This window comes from Metabacillus sp. KH_069 (assembly GCF_057838075.1).
Genome location: NZ_CM174460.1, coordinates 873293 through 895407 on the forward strand (window position 1 = coordinate 873293; position 22115 = coordinate 895407).

Annotated in this window: 17 protein-coding genes; 13 read left to right on the forward strand and 4 right to left on the reverse strand. The window is 42.3% G+C overall.

Going from position 1 to position 22115, the window contains the following annotated elements; all coding sequences use genetic code 11:
• The first annotated feature begins 480 nt into the window (after window positions 1–480).
• The 3 genes from AC3ISE_RS04495 to AC3ISE_RS04505 are packed head-to-tail and all read left to right on the forward strand — an operon-like array spanning window position 481 to window position 3171.
• Complete coding sequence (locus AC3ISE_RS04495; RefSeq protein WP_489223200.1) at window positions 481–1227, forward strand: ABC transporter ATP-binding protein; 747 nt, start codon at window positions 481–483, stop codon at window positions 1225–1227.
• A complete protein-coding gene (locus AC3ISE_RS04500) occupies window positions 1214–2443 on the forward strand; it encodes an ABC transporter permease (protein WP_489223201.1) in 1230 nt (409 codons plus the stop codon). Before AC3ISE_RS04495 ends, AC3ISE_RS04500 begins: the two co-directional genes overlap by 14 nt.
• A gap of 23 nt (window positions 2444–2466) precedes the next feature.
• A complete protein-coding gene (locus AC3ISE_RS04505; protein WP_489224264.1) occupies window positions 2467–3171 on the forward strand; it encodes an EcsC family protein in 705 nt (234 codons plus the stop codon).
• Window positions 3172–3217: 46 nt separating this feature from the next.
• Here the strand turns inward: AC3ISE_RS04505 and AC3ISE_RS04510 are convergent, their stop codons facing one another.
• Window positions 3218–4372, reverse strand: coding sequence for an amidohydrolase (locus AC3ISE_RS04510; protein ID WP_489224265.1), 1155 nt, complete (start codon window positions 4370–4372; stop codon window positions 3218–3220).
• 180 nt (window positions 4373–4552) lie between these two features.
• Here AC3ISE_RS04510 and AC3ISE_RS04515 point away from each other — a divergent pair, with 180 nt between their 5' ends.
• The gene (locus tag AC3ISE_RS04515) at window positions 4553–5203 is read left to right on the forward strand and encodes a phosphatase PAP2 family protein (protein WP_489223202.1); all 651 of its coding nucleotides are present in this window, start codon (window positions 4553–4555) and stop codon (window positions 5201–5203) included.
• 120 nt (window positions 5204–5323) lie between these two features.
• Here AC3ISE_RS04515 and AC3ISE_RS04520 read toward each other — a convergent pair whose 3' ends face one another.
• Complete coding sequence (locus tag AC3ISE_RS04520) at window positions 5324–6709, reverse strand: hypothetical protein (protein WP_489223203.1); 1386 nt, start codon at window positions 6707–6709, stop codon at window positions 5324–5326.
• 544 nt (window positions 6710–7253) lie between these two features.
• On the reverse strand, window positions 7254–7757 hold the full coding sequence (locus tag AC3ISE_RS04525) for an antibiotic biosynthesis monooxygenase family protein (protein WP_489223204.1): 504 nt from the start codon (window positions 7755–7757) through the stop codon (window positions 7254–7256).
• Window positions 7758–7893: 136 nt separating this feature from the next.
• On the opposite strand from AC3ISE_RS04525, the gene AC3ISE_RS04530 reads away from it, so the two are divergent.
• The 8 genes from AC3ISE_RS04530 to AC3ISE_RS04565 all read left to right on the forward strand — a co-directional run bounded on the left by AC3ISE_RS04530 (window position 7894) and on the right by AC3ISE_RS04565 (window position 20978).
• Window positions 7894–10038 carry a transglycosylase domain-containing protein gene (locus AC3ISE_RS04530; RefSeq protein WP_489223205.1) on the forward strand — a complete coding sequence of 715 codons (2145 nt, stop codon included), beginning with the start codon at window positions 7894–7896 and terminating at the stop codon, window positions 10036–10038.
• A gap of 616 nt (window positions 10039–10654) precedes the next feature.
• Complete coding sequence (gene hemE, locus AC3ISE_RS04535; protein ID WP_191556195.1) at window positions 10655–11716, forward strand: uroporphyrinogen decarboxylase; 1062 nt, start codon at window positions 10655–10657, stop codon at window positions 11714–11716.
• Window positions 11717–11786: 70 nt separating this feature from the next.
• Window positions 11787–12725, forward strand: coding sequence for a ferrochelatase (gene hemH / locus AC3ISE_RS04540; RefSeq protein ID WP_489223206.1), 939 nt, complete (start codon window positions 11787–11789; stop codon window positions 12723–12725).
• A gap of 22 nt (window positions 12726–12747) precedes the next feature.
• On the forward strand, window positions 12748–14169 hold the full coding sequence (gene hemY, locus AC3ISE_RS04545) for a protoporphyrinogen oxidase (protein WP_489223207.1): 1422 nt from the start codon (window positions 12748–12750) through the stop codon (window positions 14167–14169).
• A 268-nt stretch (window positions 14170–14437) separates the two neighbouring features.
• Window positions 14438–15010: a TetR/AcrR family transcriptional regulator gene (locus AC3ISE_RS04550; RefSeq protein WP_489223208.1), complete on the forward strand. Its 573-nt coding sequence runs from the start codon at window positions 14438–14440 to the stop codon at window positions 15008–15010.
• Window positions 15011–15090: 80 nt separating this feature from the next.
• Window positions 15091–17568 (forward strand): YhgE/Pip family protein, encoded by a 2478-nt coding sequence (locus tag AC3ISE_RS04555; RefSeq protein WP_489223209.1) that lies wholly within the window; start codon window positions 15091–15093, stop codon window positions 17566–17568.
• Window positions 17569–17756: 188 nt separating this feature from the next.
• Window positions 17757–18770 carry a LacI family DNA-binding transcriptional regulator gene (locus tag AC3ISE_RS04560; RefSeq protein ID WP_489223210.1) on the forward strand — a complete coding sequence of 338 codons (1014 nt, stop codon included), beginning with the start codon at window positions 17757–17759 and terminating at the stop codon, window positions 18768–18770.
• 144 nt (window positions 18771–18914) lie between these two features.
• The gene (locus AC3ISE_RS04565) at window positions 18915–20978 is read left to right on the forward strand and encodes a catalase (RefSeq protein ID WP_489223211.1); all 2064 of its coding nucleotides are present in this window, start codon (window positions 18915–18917) and stop codon (window positions 20976–20978) included.
• A gap of 111 nt (window positions 20979–21089) precedes the next feature.
• Here the strand turns inward: AC3ISE_RS04565 and yhfH are convergent, their stop codons facing one another.
• Window positions 21090–21224 carry a protein YhfH gene (yhfH, locus tag AC3ISE_RS04570; RefSeq protein ID WP_070879296.1) on the reverse strand — a complete coding sequence of 45 codons (135 nt, stop codon included), beginning with the start codon at window positions 21222–21224 and terminating at the stop codon, window positions 21090–21092.
• 150 nt (window positions 21225–21374) lie between these two features.
• Here yhfH and AC3ISE_RS04575 point away from each other — a divergent pair, with 150 nt between their 5' ends.
• Window positions 21375–22115: an MBL fold metallo-hydrolase gene (locus AC3ISE_RS04575; protein ID WP_489223212.1), complete on the forward strand. Its 741-nt coding sequence runs from the start codon at window positions 21375–21377 to the stop codon at window positions 22113–22115.

Genomic DNA, 22115 nt, shown 5'->3' on the forward strand with positions numbered 1-22115 from the left:
AGAGGAAAGCAAACTGGCGCAGCTTAAAGATAAGGCTCGCAAAACTCTTTGTCATCTCCCTCATTTGCTTGGAAATGAAGGTTAAAAAAGAGTGAATTGACTAACATTGTACAAAGCAACCATCTCCTAGTTAAGAAAATCACATAATGGATAAACTCTTAACAAATCAGTAAACGGTCTTTGACGAACACCTCATTCAAAAATGAATTTATATAGGAGCATCTATTACAAAAAGTAACGGCCCGTAGACACCTCATCTCGAAATGGTAATGGATCATCATTTTTTCAATGTTAACTTACTCATGGATTCCTTAACATAAACTGTCTTTGACACACACCTCATTTGAACTGAATGTCTGTGACAGCTGCTTTCCTCTACACTCATTATGATGTCCGGAAAAGAATTGATTATGCATCGCAAATTAGCAAAAGTATCAAATGATTTGTTAAAATAAAAGAAAACGGTGAAGGGACGTAAACATGAGCTTATTAAAAGTAAATCACCTGACTGGCGGATACACGCGTAATCCCGTCTTAAAAGATATATCGTTTGAAATTGAAAAGCACCAAATTGTCGGTCTGATTGGTTTAAATGGCGCGGGAAAAAGCACAACGATCCGCCATGTGATCGGGTTAATGGAGCCGCATAAAGGCGAAATTGCCATTAACGGCATTTCCTTTCAGGAGCAGCCGACTGAATACCGCAGCCAATTTTCATTTATACCTGAAACACCGATTCTTTATGAGGAATTAACGCTTTATGAACACTTGGAGCTTACGGCGATGGCGTATGGACTAAATAAGGAAACATTTAAACAGCGTCTTCAGCCATTGCTGTCTGAATTCAGAATGGAAAAAAGGCTGAAATGGTTCCCAAGTCATTTTTCAAAAGGCATGAAGCAAAAAGTCATGATTATGTGTGCTTTTTTAGTTGAGCCTGAGCTCTACATCATTGACGAGCCATTTGTGGGGTTAGATCCATTGGCAATTAATGCGCTGCTTGAAATGATGAACAAAGCAAAGAAAGACGGAGCGGGAATTTTAATGTCAACGCATATTTTAGCAACAGCAGAACGCTACTGTGATGCGTTTATTATTTTACATAACGGAAAAATCAGAGCAAAAGGGACGCTTGCGGAGCTGCGTTCGGAGTTTGGAATGATGGACGCAACACTTGATGATTTGTATATTCAGCTGACGAAGGAAGATCAAAATGAGCAGCATTGATCAAATTTGGAAAACCCGGTTAGAGGCTCACATAAAAGAAGTGCAGTCTTATACAAAATATATGTTCAATGACCATTTAATTTTTGTTCTTGTATTTTTGGGAGCAGGCGGTGCTTTATCTTACCAGGAATGGCTGAAAACAATGCCTGATGACTTTCCTGCACTGGCGATCTTAACGGCTGTATTTGCGCTTATCATTACGGCATCGAGTGTTCGGACACTTTTAAAAGAACCTGATTTGGTTTTTCTTTTGCCGCTGGAAGAAAAAATGGCCGGCTACTTTCAAAAAGCCCTTGTATACAGTTTCTTCAGTCAACTGTATGTGTTTTTGATTGCAGCATTAGTACTCGCCCCTATGCTGTTCAGGGCTGAGAACTTGACTGGAACAGACTACCTGGTAATCTGTATTCAAATCCTTCTTGTAAAAGGATGGAATTTAATGCTGAATTTCAGAATATCTTTCTATACTGAGCCTTCAGCGAAGATCTATGATTTCATTGTCCGCCTTGCTATAAATACGTTAACCATTTTCTTCTTGCTGTCAAAAGCCTATGTATATGTATTTATAATGTACGGTGTGATGGCGGTGCTTTACATCTATTTTCAAAAAGCCACAAAGGCAAAAGGAGTTAAGTGGGAGAAGCTGATTGACCTGGAGCTTGAGAAAAAACAATCCTTCTACAGGATTGCAAACCTCTTTACAGATGTCCCAAAGCTGAAGAAAAAAGCAAAGCGCAGAAAGTATTTAGATGGATTCCTTGCGTTTGTTAAGTACAGACAGGAAAGCATCTACAGTTATTTGTATACAAGAGCATTTTTTAGATCAAATGATTATCTGGGCATCTTTTTGCGGCTGACAATCATAGGAGGAATTGTTCTCTATATTATCCCAACTAATCAGTTAAGTGTGCTCGCAATCGCTATTCTGGTTCTTTATTTAACTGGAATTCAAATGATCGGGCTTTATAAGCATTACGACATGCTTGCTCTGCCTGACTTATATCCGGTTCAGCCAAAGTATAAAAAAGCGAAATTCCTTAAACTGCTGTTTATCATTATTTTAAGCCAGCATATCATATTAACTCTGATTGCTCTGCTATCTGGAAATATCGTTCCGGCATTGATTCTTTTTGCAGCAGGATTTATTTTTGCCTATGTGTTTGTTTATCTCTACGTGAAATCAAGGCTGGTTAAAATGGATGCCAGCGTATTCTAAGATAAAGGCAGCTGATACAAATGATTTATGAAAAACAGCTGGAAGAAGATCTTTTTCAGTGGAAAAAGAAATTGCTGAGAAAATCCTCTAAGTTAGAACGTGTTTCTAAAAAAACACAAACGAAGATTAACGAGCGCATTCCAGCAAAAGTTCATGCAATCATTACAGAAAGTATTAAAAAAATGGTGCAGGCGACACTTGCGGGGTCAAATCTCACAACAAGCGAAAAGAAGCTTGCTGGACTGACACTTGAAGAAAAAGAAAAGAAAGTCAGGCAAACGATCGGCACCTTCCAAAAAACTGCTGCCGTAGAAGGAGCAGGAACAGGTGCCGGAGGGATTTTCGGTTCGGCTGCTGACTTTCCTTTGCTCCTGGGCATCAAAATGAAATGTTTATTTGAAATTGCAACTTTATACGGATTTGATCCTAAGCAATATGAGGAGAGACTGTTTTTGCTCTATGTCTTTCAATTAGCTTATTCCAGTGACGAACATCGAAGAAATACGTTCGAACGGATTGAAAACTGGGAACTTAGAAAAGATGATCTTAAAGAAATTGACTGGCAAACCTTTCAGCAGGAATACAGAGATCACATTGACCTTGTCAAACTGCTGCAGATCATGCCGGGAATCGGTGCAGTTGTCGGCGGTGTAGCTAACTTTCACCTTGTCCGGCATTTAGGGGAAACGGCAATGAATTGTTACCGGCTTCGGATTATGAATAAATAAAAAGAGTGCGATTTTTTAGAATCGCACTCTTTTTCGGTCCTTATCCTTATTTCTCAACTGCAACAGCATTGTGTTCAGACTGATAGGTCAGTAATGCCAAACTGAATGTTTTTGCTGCAATCAGCATCGCTTTTTCATCGATATCGAATTTAGGATGATGGTGAGGATAAGCTGTTTCAGAGTAAGCAGGCTTTGCTCCTGTGAAAAAGAACGTGCCTTTTACATGCTGCAGATAATAGGCAAAGTCTTCGCCCCCCATTTGCATTGGACTTTCTTCAACAATTTGGACACCTGGAACTTTTGAAGCAAGCTCAGCAAGCTGCTCTGTTTCCTCGCGGTGATTAACAACAGCCGGGTAGCCTCTTTCGAACTGATAGTCGTAGTCAGCGTCATAAAGGGCACAGGAAGCCTTGACCACACGTTCAATTTCTTCCTCAATCAAAGTGCGCACCTCTTCATCAAATGTCCGGACCGTTCCAATCAGCACAGCTGAATCTGCAATGACATTAAACGGATTTTCAGCCACAAAAGACCCTACAGATACGACTGCTGAATGAACAGGATCTACTTTTCTGCTCACAATCTGCTGCAGGTTCATGACAAGCTGGGAGCCGATGACGACGGCATCTTTCGTTTTGTGAGGCTGTGCACCATGTCCGCCCTTTCCATTAATAGTAATCTGGAATCGGTCGGCAGCAGCCATGATTGGGCCGACCCGGTACTGAATTTTTCCTGCTGGTTCGCTTGCCCATAAATGAGTACCGAATATGACATCAACACCGTCTAAGCAGCCATCTTCAATCATTGAAACCGCTCCCCCCGGTGCATATTCTTCAGCATGCTGGTGAATAAATACTACGCTGCCTTCAAGCGTGCGGCGATGTTTATGTAATACCTTGGCCAATACAAGTAATGTGGCAGTGTGACCATCGTGGCCGCAGGCATGAGCCACACCCGGAACAGTCGATTTATAAGGAACATCCTTTTCATCCCCGATAGGCAATGCGTCAAAATCGGCGCGGAGAGCAATGGTCTTTCCGGGCAAATCTCCTTTAATAACAGCAACGACCCCGTTACCGCCGACACCTGTTTTTGCTTCGATGCCAAGCTTATGATAAAACTCGGCGATGTAGGCAGCCGTTTTGAATTCCTGGAATGAAACCTCCGGATGCATATGAAGGTAGCGTCTGATCTCCACCATTTCTTCAAAACTCGCATCTAAATCTGAACATATGTCAGTATACAAAATTTTTCATCCTTTCTTTTTTTTAGGCTTCTATTCACCAAATCATTAATAAGATAAAATAAATGCAGATATTACAATAAATTCTAGAGAAATTGTTTGAAAATTACAAGAATAAAGTTGGAAAGGGGACAAAAGATGAAAAAAGGGTTTTTGCTAGCTTGTTTTCTAATTCTCACAATAGGAATTATCTTGTCGATGAATTCTGAATTTACAAAGCGGGCAGATGCAGCTGCGCGAGAGGCAGTATCATGGGTTCACCATTCAGATTTGTTGCTGGCTATTGTGGATGGGATAGGTTTCCTGGCTTCTAAAACAGGGATCATAAGCTTACTGGCTCTTGCCATTATCTTACTCGGACTTTTATATAAACATATTCTTCAGCCGCTTATGATTGTACTGGCTGTATATTTTGGAGATCTTCTGAACAAAGCTCTAAAAAACTTTTTTGGGCGTGAAAGGCCTCTTGAACCGCTGCATATTGAAGAAGGCTTTAGTTTTCCAAGCGGGCATGCGATGGTCGGTGTTCTTTTTTATGGATTTTTAATCTATTTGCTGGCTGGGAAAATAGCGTCAGCAGCTGTAAGAAGATGGCTTTACGCTGCTGTGTGCATGCTGATGCTTCTGATTGGCATGAACAGAGTTGCCACGAATGCTCATTTTTTATCTGATGTGGCTGGAGGATATCTCATTGGTCTGATTTGTTTAATCCTTGTGATTGCGGTCTATGACAAAGTGAATGAAGTTCTTGCTGCCGCAAGAAGCAAAAAGAGCGGCGTTTCTGTTTGACTTCTCATAGACTAAATAAAACAGGCACTTCTTATACGAGTGCCTGTTTTTGTTTCTTAGGAGGTTACTTTGGTGGATAAAAACGCTGGATTGTTACAGGGGCCGTTTTTTCCATTCTCTTTACATTAAAAACATAGCCACAATCGTAGTCACAATCAAACCAATTGTCACAGGGAGGATATTTCGTCTTGCAAGTTCAAATGGATCGACTCCGCATATGGCAGCAGCAGGAATTAGCGCCCATGGAATGATAGTCCCTCCGCCTACCCAGATGGCTGTGATTTGGCCTAAGGCTGTTAATGTGGCAGCGCCTGTACCTATAGCTGTGGAAAATAAGCTGGCAATTGAGCCTGCAAGTGATATCCCTGAAAATCCTGAGCCATCAAGACCGGTAAGCACGCCGACACCAGTCAGTGTAATAGCTGCGATTTCTTTAGTTAAAGGAACAACAGATGCGAGGGCGACTCCAAGGTCGTTTACAATTCCCTGTGAAGTTTTTGGTAAAAAATCACCGATAATTTTAACAAATCCGGCATCTCCCAGATAAAAGAAAGCTGCAATCGGAATAACAGGACCAAACACCTTAAAGCCAAATTGAAACCCCTCAATCATGTATCCTGTTGTTTTTTCAAAACTCGCATTTCTGTGAGCGAGCAGACAAACAGCAAGCAGAATGACAAGTGCAGTTCCTCCGATTAAAGCTGTTGCATCTCCGCCCTGCAAGTTAAGCTTAACCATCAGCAGAATATCAATCACAAATAATATTGGAATAAACAGGGCCATGAACAGTTTCATCCTGCCAGTCAGCAGCTGCGTTTTTTTCTCAGCTGAGATTGGCATTGTAAGAGACGGGAATGACTTACCCAGCTTAATATCTCTCATTAAGAGGAAATAAGCTGTTATGGTTGTAACAGTCCCCATCACAATAACGAGCGGAATGGATGCACTGATTACATCGCCAATCGGAAGACCAGCTGCATCTGACGTAAGTTTTGGAGCAGCCTGAATGACAAAGTCGCCTGAAAGCGCAATTCCATGACCGAATAAGTTCATGGCCATTGCTGCCCCTAGTGCGGGGAGACCTGCTTTTATGGCAACTGGCAGCAGAACAGCGCCAATCAGCGCAACAGCGGGTGAAGGCCAGAAAAACCAGGAAATGGTCATCATTAATAGCCCGATTGTCCAGAAAGCAAGTGTTGGATTGCGAATGATTTTTGTGAATGGCGAAACCATTGATTCATTTATTCCGGTTACTTCTAAAATCTTGCTCATTGAAACAATGATGGAAATCACAAGGATCGTCGGCAGCAGCTCAGTGATAGCAAATATAAAGCTGTTGAAAACACTTGTAATTGAATGACTTAAAGAATGGCTCGCAACAAAAGAAATGACAATGATCCCAATAATACTGACAACGGTTGTATCCCGTCTAAAAAGCATGAATCCTATAATACTTATAATGAAAAACACATAAAACCAGTGTATGAGAGTTAACTCAGCCCCCATAATGATCACTCCGCTCCTGTATATATGCCTAAATTCCTGTAATACAGGTTATGTCCGGCATACTAGGTTGTGATTGTTATTTTTAACGGAATAGGGGGTACTATTTTAGTAGAATGCTGTCATTTCCAAGGAAATATTGTCACCGTATCCCGAAAAGCGGAATCGCCCGTTTAGCTCCGACAGACAGATAAGGGTCCGTCAGTAAAGGCGCTTTTTGCCTTTACTGGCGGATCCGTTCTGGCCGAGGAGCTGGGCGATGGAGCTAGACATCACCGAAAAGCGGAGCCGGCTGTTTAGGCCCTACAGACAGATAAGAATTCACCCGGAAAGTCCGGTTCCCGCCTTTTTGGGGGGATTTGTTCTGGCCGAGGGACTAGGAGGCGGAGCTAGACACCACTGAAAAGCGAAATCACCAGTTCTGGCCGAGAAGTTGGGTGATGGAGCTGGACAAAACGAAAAGCGAAACCGGTTGTTCATAAGTGCTCCGACAGGCACAAATGAAAAAAACCTCCGCAAAATGCGAAGGTTCAGTTCTTTCATTCTTTTATTCGGTTACAGCATGATAGGTTGTTACGTAAGAAGGTCTTGGGAAAATCGGTTTTTGGTCTACACCTTCGCTTGTCCCTCTTTTTTTATGAGCCTGTTCATACGATTTTGACTGCTGCCAGTTTTTAAAGGACGATTCATCTTCCCACAGAGTAAGAATGACATAAGTATCATCATTTACAGGTCTAAGCACGCGAATCGCGACAAATCCGGGCTCGCCTTCAATCATTCGTGCCCGTTCTTTAAAGCGCTGTTCAAAGAGAGGCTTTCCTTCATCAGATACAGGAATATTGTTCAGGACAGCATAGCTTCCTTTCTGGAAATCACCCACACCATCAAGAACCTCATATTTTTTGGGCTCCTTAAAAAGGGAATGGGCATCGCTTTCATGTAAGAGAATGGCTTTATCTTCATTTTGCATAAGAAGCATTTTTTCATTCTGATTTTCAGATGCTGTTTTAGCTAAATAGTCTGCAGTTCCAAATGTGACATAAAAATTCATTTTACATTCACCTCTTTTTGTTTCATTATAACAATGATTCCATAATTATTGCTATTTTCAGTCTCCAGTGTACATATTCATTCCTTTATTTAACAATAATAAGGGTATATAAATTTAAGGAATTGTAGGTGATGACATGCGGAAAAAAATCATCCTCTCTGCCAGTGTTGCACTATCGACAGCTGTAATAGCTTTTGCAGTCTACCTGCTCATTTTAGTGATTGGCGATTATTCTATAGATGAGAAAAAGCTTGTCATGGATTCGACTACCACTTTAGTGGATTTAAAAGGCAATACGGTTTCTGAGCTGTATTTGCAGAACCGCGAGCCCGTAACGATTAAAGAAATTCCGGAGCATGTCCGCAATGCATTTATTGCTGTAGAAGATAAACGGTTTTATGAACACAATGGGATCGATATGAAGGCCATAACGAGGGCTTTGTATAAAGATCTGCTTGCCGGCCAGAAAGTGGAGGGCGGAAGCACAATCACCCAGCAGCTTGCCAAAAATACGTTTCTCTCTACTGAAAAGTCTCTTCTAAGAAAAACAAAAGAAGCTGCCATCGCGATGAGCCTCGAAAACAAATACAGTAAAAATAAATTGCTTGAAATGTATTTGAATCAAGTATATTTCGGTCATGGGGCGTACGGCATTCAAAGCGCTGCTCTTTACTATTTCAATAAAGATGCAAGGGATCTGACGGTCGAAGAAGGAGCGATGCTTGCCGGACTCCCAAAAGCACCTTCCAATTATTCGCCGGTTCTTCATCCTGAAAGAAGCAAAGAGCGCCGTGATACTATTCTGAGTCTTATGGGCGATCAAGATTATCTCACACCTGAAGAAGTGGTCCGCTCGCAAGGGAAAACGCTCGGTTTAAACATCTCTGAAGAATCGGAAACACCTTGGCTTACAACTTATATTGATATGGTGATGGATGAAGCAAAAGATCGTTATGCATTATCTAATGAGGAATTAATGCGGGGAGGCTATACCGTAACAGTTCCTATAGATGCGGAAATGCAGGAAACAGCCTATCAGCTGTTCAAAAAAGAAGAATACTTTCCGGGAACAAATCAGCATGCAGAAGGAGCATTTGTCCTGCTTGATAATAAAACCGGGGGCGTACTAGCCGCGATTGGCGGAAGAAATTATACACAAAAAGGGTTTAACCGCGTCAATACAAAGAGGCAGCCTGGTTCAACTTTTAAACCGCTTGCCGTATATGGACCGGCAATGGAGGAAAATGAATTCGGCCCTTATTCACTGCTCGAAGACAAACCTGTTTCATATAACGGGTATCAGCCCAGAAATAATGATCAGCAGTACGATGAAGAAGTAACCATGTATGACGCAATTGCAGCTTCTAAAAATGCACCTGCTGTGTGGGCATTGAATGAAATCGGCATTTCTAAGAGCAAGAAGTACCTTGAGAAGTCGGGTCTTTCTATAGAAGATAACGGTCTTTCAATCGCGCTCGGCGGACTAAAGGATGGCGTATCCCCATTGCAGCTTGCAAATGCCTACAGATCATTTGCCCAGTATGGCGTTTATAGTGAGCCGTTCGTTATCCAAAAGATAGAGGACCGTGAGTCAAAAAAAATTGGCGAAGTGAACCAAGAGAAGAAGCGGATTTTTTCGTCTCAGACTGCATGGAACATGACAAGGATGCTTCAAGAGGTAGTTGAAGACGGGACAGGGCAGACAGGAACATACGGCGGGGAACTTGCCGGAAAAACAGGCACAACTTCATATGTCGATAAAAAAGGCGCTGTAAAAGATGCATGGTTTGTAGGCTACACGCCTAAAGTATCAGGAGCACTATGGATGGGCTACGATAAAACGAACAGTGAGCAGCATCTGACTCATGGCAGTTCCTATCCAACAAGACTATTTAAAGATATTTTAAGAAATACTTCGCTTGATCAGAATGTTGCGTTCAGTCTTCCAAAAGGGGTAGAGGATCTGGAAGAACCGATCAGGCTTAAAAATCTTGGTGCGGTTGATGCAAAGTATACATTCAAGCCGCTCGGTTTATTTACCGTCACACTGAACTGGAAAGCTCAGAAGGATGACCGTGTCATCTACAGAATATATGAAACTAGCGGAAGCGGGGACAAGCTTGTCGGTTATGTTAAAGGAAAGGATTCCTATGAAATTCCTTATTCTAACCTGTTCTCAGAAGCCTCTTATAAAGTTGTTCCTTATAATGAGCAAACGGATCAAGAAGGCAAAGGCTCAAACCCTGTTAAACCAAAACTATTTTCATCGACTCCTTACTAGCTGGTTCTGGCAGCTTTCCTATTGATCAGGACGGATCTGGCAGTTAAGTCAAAACGGGACTTTTCTGCCGGATCCTTTTCTGTCTGCCTGAGCCTGAACAGTCGGCTCCGCTTTTCGGTGGTGTCTAGCTCCATCGCCCAGCTCCTCGGCCAGAACGGATCCGCAAGTATTGGCAAAAAGCGCCTTTTCTGTCGGATCCTTATCTGTCTGCCTGCGCTAAACGGGCGATTCCGCTTTTCGGTGATGTCTAGCTCCGCCTCCTAGTCCCTCGGCCAGAACAAATTCCCCCAAAAAGTCAAAACCGGACTTTTCGGGTGAATTCTTATCTGTCTGTCGGATCTGAACAGTCGGTTCCGCTTTTCGTGGTGTCCAGCTCCACCTCCTAGCTCCTCGGCCAGAACGGCTCCGTCTGTAAAGGCAAAAAGCGCCTTTTCAGCCGGATCCTTATCTGTCTGTCGGATCTGAACAGTCGGTTCCGCTTTTCTGGGTTTCAGTGTCAATTTATTGACATTTATTTGTGAAATCTATACAAGCAGGGGTGAAACAGTTATAGTGTAAGGAGCAAAAACATAGGATAGCGTGTTTGTTTTACATAGAAAGGTGGATTTGAGGATTTATGACGGATACAAAGCAGTTTAATGATACATTCCTTAGGGCGTGCAGAGGTGAAAAAACAGATCATGTTCCTGTATGGTATATGAGGCAGGCAGGAAGGTCGCAGCCGGAGTACCGTGCTATTAAAGAAAAATACAGTCTGTTTGAGATTACGCATCAGCCCGAGCTGTGTGCATATGTCACAAGACTGCCGGTAGAGCAGTATGGTGTGGACGCGGCTATTTTATATAAGGATATCATGACACCGCTTCCATCTATTGGGGTAGATGTTGAAATCAAGTCAGGTATTGGCCCTGTTATTGATAATCCAATCAGGTCGCTGTCAGACGTTGAAAAGCTTGGCGAAATCGACCCTGAAAGCGACATTCCATATGTGCTTGATACGATTAAATTGCTGACAACAGAGCAATTGAATGTTCCTTTAATCGGATTTGCCGGAGCTCCATTTACGATGGCAAGCTACATGATTGAAGGCGGACCGTCTAAAAACTACAACAAAACAAAGGCATTTATGTACGCTGAGCCGAAAGCGTGGTTTACGCTTATGGACAAGCTTGCAGACATGACCATTATTTACTTGAAGGCTCAAATTAAAGCAGGGGCAAAAGCGATTCAAATTTTTGATTCATGGGTCGGCGCGTTAAATGAATCAGATTATCGCTACTTTATTAAACCTGTCATGGAGCGCATTTTTACCTCGATGAAGGAAGAAAATGTTCCGATGATTATGTTCGGCGTGGGAGCAAGCCACCTTGCACATGAATGGCATGACCTGCCGCTTGATGTAGTCGGACTTGATTGGAGACTGCAAGTAGATCAGGCACGCTCCATGGGACTTACAAAAACATTAATGGGAAATCTTGATCCTGCGATCCTTCTAGCCCCTTGGGAAGTGATTGAGGAGCGGGCTAAAAACATTCTTGATCAGGGAATGAAGCAGGACGGTTATATTTTCAACCTTGGACATGGTGTATTCCCTTCTGTTAATCCGGATGTTCTCAGAAAATTAACAGGTTTCATTCATGATTATACAAAAACTGCCAAGCGTGCGAAGAGCATCTGATTTGGAATCTTGCCCTGAGTAATGGCAAAATAAGACTAGATCTTATAACTAACCAAAGAGGTGTAGGAAAATGACAAAGAAAACAATGGGTCTGCTCGTTATGGCATACGGAACTCCATATAAAGAGGAAGACATTGAACGCTATTACACACATATTAGACACGGCCGTCCGCCTGCTCCTGAAATGCTTCAGGATTTAAAGGACCGCTACGAAGCAATTGGCGGCATTTCTCCTCTAGCTAAAATTACATTGGATCAAGCCAAATCCCTTGAAGAACATTTAAATGCTGTTCAGGATGAAGTGGAATTTAAAATGTATCTGGGACTCAAACATATTGAGCCTTTCGTAGAAGATGCAGTAAAGCAGATGAAGGAAGACGGCATTGAAGAAGCTGTCAGCATCGTGCTTGCTCCTCATTTCTCCACTTTCAGCGTCAAATCATATAACGGACGGGCAAAGCAGGAAGCAGCAAATCTTGGCGGACTGACGATTACATCGGTTGAGAGCTGGTATAAAGAGCCTAAATTTATTGATTACTGGACGAAAAAAGTGAAAGAAACTTATTCATCGATGACTTCAGAAGAACGGGAAAAGGCTGTCTTAATCGTATCTGCCCACAGCCTGCCTGAAAAGATTATAGCAGCGGGTGATCCGTATCCTAACCAGCTTCAGGAAACAGCAGATCTGATCGCAGGAGCTGCCGGCATTGAAAACTATGAGATCGGCTGGCAGAGTGCAGGCAATACGCCTGAACCGTGGCTTGGACCAGATGTACAGGATTTAACCAGAGATCTATATGAACAAAAAGGATACCGTACGTTTGTCTATATTCCAGTCGGCTTCGTTGCAGATCATCTAGAGGTTTTATTTGATAATGATTATGAATGTAAAGTTGTTACAGACGAACTTGGCGCGAAGTATTACAGACCGGAAATGCCGAATGCCAAGGATGAATTCATCGACTGTCTGTCAACAGTTGTCTTAAAAGAATTATCTTTGAAAAAGTAAACAATAAAGAAGGCGATAAACAATGACTGACAAGAAAAAGAAAGTTGTCATCATTGGCGGAGGGATAACTGGATTATCCGCGGCATTTTACTTGCAAAAAGAAATACAGGAAAACAACCTGCAGGCAGAGTCAATCTTGATCGAAGCAAGTCCGAGACTTGGGGGGAAGATCCAGACTGTCCATAAGGATGGATTTATCATAGAACGCGGACCTGATTCTTTTCTTGAAAGAAAAGCGAGTGCACCGCAGTTTGTCAAAGATGTTGGACTTGCGTCAGAGCTCGTAAACAATGCAACAGGAAGATCATATGTCCTTGTAGGAGATCGGCTTCATCCGATTCCGGCAGGTGCTGTAATGGGAATCCCTACACAAATCCTTCCTTTTGTTACAACAGGGTTATTTTCCATTTTGGGGAAAGCAAGAGCTGCCGGTGATTTTATCCTTCCTGCGAAAAGAGAGACAGGTGATCAATCACTTGGTCATTTTTTCAGAAGGCGTCTTGGGAATGAAGTTGTCGAAAATCTGATTGAGCCTCTTCTTTCAGGGATTTATGCAGGAGATATAGACAAGCTGAGTTTAATGTCGACGTTTCCTCAATTTCATAAAGTAGAGCAGGATCACCGCAGTTTGATACTTGGGATGAAAAAAGGACTGCCCGCATTGAACCAGAAACATGAACCTGCACGTAAAAAAGGTATTTTTCAAACGGTAAAAGGCGGACTGCAGAGTTTGGTGGATGCCGCGGAAAGCAAGCTTGACGATACGAAGATATTAAAAGGCGTCAAAGTGGAGAGCATAGTGAAAAAATCTGCTGGATATCTTCTAATGCTGAGCAATGGGGAAATGGTCGAAGCAGATTCTGTTATTCTCACAACCCCACATCAGCAGACAGCGAACATGCTGCCTGACAAAGAAAATTATCAGTATATGCAGGAAATGCCTTCAACATCAGTTGCGACTGTCGCTATGGCTTTTCCGGAAGAAGCCGTTGATATTGAAGGCAATGGAACAGGATTTGTCATTTCCAGAAATGGCGATTACACGATTACTGCCTGCACATGGACGCATCGGAAATGGCCTCATACCGTTCCGGCAGGAAAAGCTCTGATCCGGGCATATGTAGGCAAAGCAGGTGATCAGGCAATTGTGGAACAGCCTGATCATGAAATTATCAGTGCTGTTTTAGAGGATTTAAACAAAATCATGAAAATAGATAAGAAACCTGAATTCACTGTCGTTTCAAGATGGAAAGAAGCGATGCCGCAATATAATGTCGGTCATCAGGAAGAAATTCTTGAGGTGAAAACAAAAATTATGAATTCTTATCCTGGTGTGTTTTTAGCAGGCGCTTCCTATTCCGGCGTAGGCATTCCTGATTGTATTGATCAGGGAAAAATGGCTGTTGATAATGCATTGGAGTATCTCAAAAAGGCAACTCTTTAAAAGAGAGTTGTTTTTTTAGTATCAGAATTTATATAGTCTTTTGGGTCTATGTCTAGCTCCAGCGCCTAGATCCTCGGTCAGAACGGATCCGACAAAAAAGTCAAACCCGGACTTTTCTGTCGGATCCTTATCTGCCTGTCGGATCTGACCAAGGCGCTTCCGCTTTTCTAAATGTTTAATCTTGATTAAGGGAAATTCCTGTGATATATTAAATTCTGTACTAATTGACCATATTTGTCATTTGGTCATTTCGATGGAGGTTAGCCGATTGAGCATTGATCGAAAACATTTAATTGTGGAGGCTGCAAAGAGGTCGTTTACACAGTTTGGCTATAAAGCTACAACAATGGACTCTGTTGCGAAGCTTGCCAACGTTGGCAAAGGGACCATCTACACTTTTTTTAAAAACAAGGAAGAACTCTTTGATGAGATTGTATCCACGCTTCTTGCTGAAATGAAAATGGAAGCAGAAAAAGCAATGGATGATGATCTGCCTTTTTTCGAAAATGTACATCGTGCTCTATACAGTCTGCTTGAATTTCGGAAAAAACATCAGTTCACAATCAAAATCTTTCAGGAAAGCACAGATGTTGGCACTCCGGCTGTGCAGGAAGTTGTGCAGCGCCTTGAGAAAATGATACTGCAGTTTATTGCTTCAAAAATTGAAGCTGCCGTTTCAAAAGGCGAGCTTCGGGAATGCAATCCTGAAGTAACGGCATTTGTGATGGTGAAGCTTTACATTTCCCTTATTTTTGATTGGGAAAAACATCATCAGCCGCTTGAAAAGGCGGAAATAGCAGATCTTTTTCAGCTTTACTTATTAAAAGGATTGTCAAAATAGATGGTCCTCTATTTTTTTAAACTGAATTGACTAAATGAACAAATTGGTCAATATGTATTTTTATAGGAGGAGATTTTTGAATGAGCTTAATAGCGAAAGAATGGAAAGCATTAGTTTCCAACAAAAAAGTTCTTATTCCAGTACTCGCTGTTTTATTTATTCCGCTAATGTACGCCGGAATGTTTCTATGGGCGTTTTGGGATCCATATGAACAATTAGATCAGCTGCCGGTTGCAGTAGTTAATGAAGACACCGGGGCGGATTACGAGGGAACCGATTTGAAGATTGGATCAGATCTGGTTGATAATTTAAGGGATAATCCAAAGTTCAAATGGGATTTTGTCTCAAAGGATGAAGCGGTAAGAGGCCTTGAAAATGAACAATATTATATGATGATTGAAATTCCTGAGGACTTTTCCGAGAATGCAACAACTCTAATGGATGAAGATCCTCAGTCTTTGGAATTAAAATACGTTCCGAATGAAGGCTTTAACTTTTTATCAGGGCAGATTGGCGGAACGGCTGTTGCTCAAATAAAAGAAGAAGTCTCAAATACGATTACGAAAACCTATGCAGAAAGTATTTTCGAAAACATTGATAAGCTTGCAGACGGCATCGGCCAGGCAAGTGACGGTGCCAGCGAGATAAATAACGGTGTTGGCGAATTGAAAGACGGATCTGGCAAACTGAAGGAAAATCTTCAACTTTTGGCTGAGAAATCAATCACCTTCAAAGATGGATTGAATAGTGCATCTGCCGGTTCTAAGGAATTGTCAAACGGCATTAAAAGCTTGGACAGCGGGCTTGGTCAGCTGCAGGACGGCGGAAAGCAGCTTCAGAGCGGTTCTTCTGAAGCAGAAGCAGGGACCGTTAAGCTGAACGAAGGATTGGGTACATCTCTTGCAGGAATGGAAAAGCTGCAGGAATCAGCTCCGCAGTTAACAGACGGTTCAGCTAAGCTCAGTGCAGGTGCGGGAGAGCTTTCAGGCGGTTTAAATCAGCTGGCTGAAGGCAATAAAGCATTATCAGCCGGTGCAGGAGAATTATCAAGCGGTTTAAATCAGCTTACTGACGGCAGTAAAGCATTATCAGCCGGTGCAGGAGAACTTTCAGGAGGCTTAAATCGTCTTTCTGATGGTAATCAGGCTGCACAAGCAGGGGCTGCGGAGTTATCTGCAGGATTATCTTCATTAAATGATCAGATGGCTGCTATGATTCCTCAAATTGAAAAAATGCCATTGCCGGAAGCAGAGAAACAAAAGTTAATTGAGGCAGCCAAAGGTGTCAATCAATTATCCCAAGGAAGCAAGAAGCTTGAAAGCAGTCTTGGAGAGCTATCAGCAGGAGCAAACAAGCTTCAATCAGGTGCGGCAGCACTATCTGAAAAATCCGGTCAGCTATCAGCAGGAGCAAACAAGCTTCAAACAGGTGTTGCAACACTATCTGAAAAATCCGGCGAGCTATCAGCAGGAGCAAACAAACTTCAAGCTGGCGCTGCTGCCCTATCTGAAAAATCCGGCCAGCTTGCAGCCGGTCAAAAACAAGTTGAAACTGCTTTAGATCAGCTTGTTGCAGGCCAAGAAGCTTTATACGACGGTTCAGGCAAGCTTTTAACCGGTCAGCAGAAGCTTACAAACGGATTAGAAACATATAATCAGAAATTCGCTGAAGCAAAAGCTGGATCTGCAAAACTTTCAGCCGGCAGCGGTGAACTCAATTCAGGAATTTCTAAGCTTGCAGACGGTTCATCTGCTCTTCAAGACGGTACAAATCAGCTTGCTGACGGTGCTGGAAAAGTAGATGAAGGTGTAGGCAAACTTTCAGATGGAACTGGGGAACTTTCTTCTAAACTTGGAGAAGCCGCAGAAGAAACAAAAGACACAGGCGGTTCAGATAAGACATACGACATGATTTCCGAACCTGTTAAAGTAAAAGATGAAAAAGTCAATGCGGTTCCTAACTATGGAACGGGCTTTGCACCTTACTTCTTGTCACTTGGTTTATTTGTTGGGGCATTGCTGCTTTCAATTGTCTTCCCATTGAGACAGGCGGCTGGCGTTCCTAAAAGTGCAATCGGCTGGTTTATGAGCAAGTTCGGCATTCTCGCAGTCATTGGCGTCATTCAGGCATTGCTTGCAGATGCAGTCTTATTATATGGATTAAACATTGAAGTACAAAGTGTTCCATATTTCATTTTATTCAGCATCATTACGAGTCTGACTTTCATTACACTGGTACAATTCTTAGTGACAACATTAGGCGATCCGGGCAGATTTGTTGCGATCATCATCCTGATTTTACAGCTTACAACAAGCGCAGGAACATTCCCGCTTGAACTGATTCCAAATGCGCTGCAGATCTTTAATGCATGGCTGCCTATGACTTATTCAGTCTCTGGCTTTAAAGCAGTCATCTCATCTGGTGATTTTGCCTTCATGTGGCAGCAGGCAGGCATTTTGGCGATCTTTATCGCTGCTATGATGATTGGCACAATTGCTTATTTCTTCTTCGCTTTAAGAAAGAATAAAAGAGAAGTAGCAAAAGAATTAGCTGTATAAAGGAAAAACGTCTAAAGCGAATGCTTTAGGCGTTTTTTTATTATGAATGATCCAGGAGTGAACCGGCAGAGATAAGATTCAATAGTTTTATATATTGAAAGCCCTTACATTTTGAAATATAATGGAAAATGAGAACGATTTCATTTGTATAGAGACACCATTCGTTCGCAAGATGAGGGGGAAAGCAAGTGTCTACAATTGAGGATGTTGCCAGACTTGCAGGACTGTCCAGAACCACGGTATCACGAGTCATCAACAACCATCCGTATGTATCTGAATCTAAAAAAAGGGTTGTATTAGAAGCAATGGAAGAACTGGGTTATGTACCTAATTCATCCGCCAGAAGTCTCCGCAATCAAAAAACAGAAATTATAGCAGTGTTCATTCCAAGAGTTCTCAATCCTTTTTTCAGCCAGTTCATTGAGTCATTGGAGATTGCTTCGTCTGAGAGAAACTACCAGCTGATTGTTTGCCAGACACAATATTCTAAAACCAAAGAACTAAAATATTTAAACCTGCTTAAAACAAAGCAGGTTGATGGCGTTATCCTTGCATCCCTTGAAAATGACTGGAGCAAAATCGAACCGTATATGGAGTATGGTCCAATCGTATTGTGCAATGAGTTCGAGGAAAATGCAAAAGTTCCTATGATCAGGCTAGATCAGGCATTTGGAGGCTACATAGCGACAAAGCACTTGATTGAGCAAGGCCACAAACATATCGCCTATTGCTGCGGAGGGCACAGAAGCAATGTTGCCAAAGAGCGGGAGAGAGGATTTAAACAAGCCTTAGCAGAAGCAGGACTGCCTTTTGACGAAAATGCCGCGTTCAGGGACGCATTTAATATTGAAGATGGAAAGAGAGTTTTCCGCGAATTAAAAGAGCTGCACGAGAAACCAACAGCTGTTTTTACTGGTGCTGATGAAGTAGCAGCAGGAATCATCTCTGAAGCAAGAAAGCATGGCTGGAACGTGCCGGATGAGCTTGCCGTCGTGGGCTTTGATAACCAGGCGATTACGGAATTGCTTGATCCAATGATTACAACCGTTCACCAGCCTGTCTGCGAAATGGCTAAAAAAGCAATGGATGTGATGATTGATAAAATTAACAGGAAAATCTATCATTCCCTTGAAATTTACCAGTTTCCTCTGAAACTTATTGTGAGGGATTCGACTGTGAGCAGGGAGATTGTGAAAGTTTAGATGAGAAATTAGTCAAAGAATAGAGAGCTAAGGACACTGTTTTAATGGCAGTGTCTTTTTTGATGCAAGGAATCTAAGAAATTCGGGTTTCATTGCCGGAATTATGTGGTAATTCAATAGAGTACATATAATAGGACGGAAGGAATGAATCAATTGGACAAGCATTCTAAAAACAGCAAGGATGAACAGTTAGAAGCGTACCGGGTAGATGATACGGGAAAGAAAATGACCACGAATCAGGGTCTGCGTGTTTCAGATGATGAGCATTCTTTAAAAGCGGGTGTACGTGGACCTACTTTGATGGAAGATTTTCATTTCAGGGAAAAGATGACTCATTTTGATCACGAGCGCATTCCTGAGCGTATTGTGCATGCTATGGGCTATGGGGCTCATGGTTATTTTCAGGTCTACGAGCCGATGAAAGAATTCACAAAGGCTAAATTTCTTCAGGATCCCTCTGTTAAAACGCCTGTATTTGTCCGGTTTTCAACGGTTGCGGGTTCAAGGGGTTCAGGTGATACGGTAAGGGATGCCAGGGGATTTGCAACGAAGTTTTATACAGAGGAAGGAAATTATGATCTAGTAGGAAATAATATTCCGGTTTTCTTCATTCAGGATGCAATCAAGTTTCCGGATCTGGTTCATGCTTTAAAACCAGAACCGCATAATGAAATGCCTCAGGCTTCTTCCGCTCATGATACGTTTTGGGATTTTATTGCAAACAATCAGGAATCAGCACATATGATTATGTGGGCAATGTCAGACAGGGCGATCCCGAGAAGCTACCGGATGATGGAAGGATTTGGCGTCCATACCTTCAGATTTGTAAATGAGGAAGGAAAGGGCCGTTTTGTGAAATTCCACTGGAAGCCGAAGCTTGGCGTTCATTCTCTTGTGTGGGATGAAGCTCAAAAGCTTGCGGGAAAAGATCCGGATTTTCATAGAAGAGATCTCTATGAAGCGATTGAAAATGGAGATTATCCAGAGTATGAGCTAGGCGTTCAAATCATAGAAGAAGCGGATGAGTTTAACTTCGACTTTGACGTTCTCGATCCGACAAAACTATGGCCGGAGGAAATCGTTCCTGTAAAATTGATTGGAAAAATGACGCTGGACCGCAATCAGGATAATGTATTTGCAGAAACTGAGCAGGTTGCGTTCCATCCTGGAAGTGTAGTGCCAGGCATTGATTTTTCAAATGATCCATTACTTCAGGGCCGTTTATTTTCATATACAGATACTCAGCTCTCGAGACTTGGCGGTCCAAACTTTCATGAGCTTCCGATCAATCGTCCCGTCTGTCCGTTCCATAACAATCAAAGAGACGGCATGCACCGGATGACGATTAATCGCGGTCAGACCGCTTATCATAAAAACTCACTTGCTCAAAATGACCCTCGTCCGGCAACTGAGGAAGAAGGCGGCTATGTTCATTATCAGGAAAAGGTAGAGGGAAGTAAGATCCGACAGCGCAGTGAAAGCTTTAAGGATCATTTTTCACAGGCTAAACTGTTCTGGAACAGCATGACAGAAATTGAAAAGCAGCATATCACTACAGCTTTCCGCTTTGAACTTGGTAAAGTAAAAAGCAAAGATGTTCAGCAGCAGGTTGTTGACATGATCAGTGCCATAGACATGAAGCTTGCAGAAGAAGTGGCAGCAGGCATTGGGGCATCGGTCAATAAGGAGACAGCAGAGTCAGGTGTAACGAACTCGTCTCCTGCACTCAGTCAGGAAAAAACAATCAAAGTGCCTGATACACGTAAAGTAGCTGTTCTCGCTGAGGACGGGTACAATGCAGCTCAGCTAAATCCATTCCTAAGTTCTTTGGAAGAAGCAGGCATGACGCCAGAGGTGGTCAGTCATACACTGAGCCCGCTTAAAAGTGATGACGGCCATCAACTTGAAGTGGACCATACTTTCCTTACTAGTGATTCCGTCTTATTTGACGCGATTTACGTTGCAGGAGGAACGAAAAGCCGGGATCTCTTGCTTCAGAAGAAAGAAGCTGCTGCTTTCTTGAAAGAAGGCTTCAGCCATTTTAAAGCAATCGGAGCAGCTTATGAAGCGGCTGAAATTCTTGAATCAGCCGGAATCAGCAATGGTTCTGGCGTAGTAGTTGCTGAAGAAGCAGAAAAAGCGGCGACTTTCTCTGATGCATTTATTGCAGCAGCAGCCGAGCATCGTCATTGGGACAGAGAAGTTTAATAGAAGAAGAAAAGGCACTGATTTCTCAGTGTCTTTTTTTATTGCATAAAAAAAGAGAAAGAACGTAACATTCTTTCTCCAAAATATAGGTATTGTTAGGATGAACGAAGGTTAAATGTGGTTGATTTTCATGCATTTATCGCATGTATTGCCGTAACACTCATGCTGTTCTTCAATTTTATCCCCGCACTCCAAGCACTTCTTAGCAGGCAGGTTTTTGAAAAATTCAGTCATTTTAACTAACATTGGTATCCCCTCCAAGTTGTTGTTAATGTCATTGTATTATAACAGATGGTGGTATGTCAACATCTGTTTTGTAACAATATCATAAAACATGCAATTTTTTATAAAAATGGGTATATTGAGAGGTAGGAATAAAAATAAAGGAGGATTGTCATGAAGGTAACAGTAGTTGGTTTTTGGGGCGGGTATCCAGCTGTAAATGAGGCATCATCGGGATATCTTTTTGAATCTGACGGATTTCGGCTCCTTGTAGACTGCGGAAGTGCTGTATTATCACAGCTGCAGAATTATGTGAAGCCTGAAGAGCTTGATGCGGTCATCCTTTCCCATTATCACCATGACCATATTTCAGATGTTGGACCGCTGCAATTTGCAAGACTGATTGCAAAGTACTTAAACAAGAACAGCAGGGCACTGCCGATTTATGGACATGCCGCTGATCAGCTGGAATTTGCAAGACTTACATATAAAGACGTGACTATAGGGAAGGCCTATAATCCAAATGAACAGATTCAAATCGGACCTTTTACCATTTGTTTCTTAAAAACGAAGCACCCGGTAGACTGCTTTGCAATGAGGATTTCTGACGGTGCTGCAGAAGTTGTTTATACAGCTGACTCAAGCTTCATCGAAGAATTTATTCCCTTTTCAAAACTAGCAGATCTGCTTCTTTGCGAGTGTAATTTTTACGGAGAGATGGATGGGTCAGGTGCAGGCCATATGAATAGTTACGATGCAGCAAAACTGGCAAATCGCGCTTCCGTAAAGGAATTAATGCTTACTCATTTGCCGCATTTCGGGAATCATCAGGAGTTAATCTCAGAAGCTCAGACCATCTATCAAGGTCCTGTCCGCCTTGCCGCTGCCGGCTTAAAATGGACACACGAAAATTAG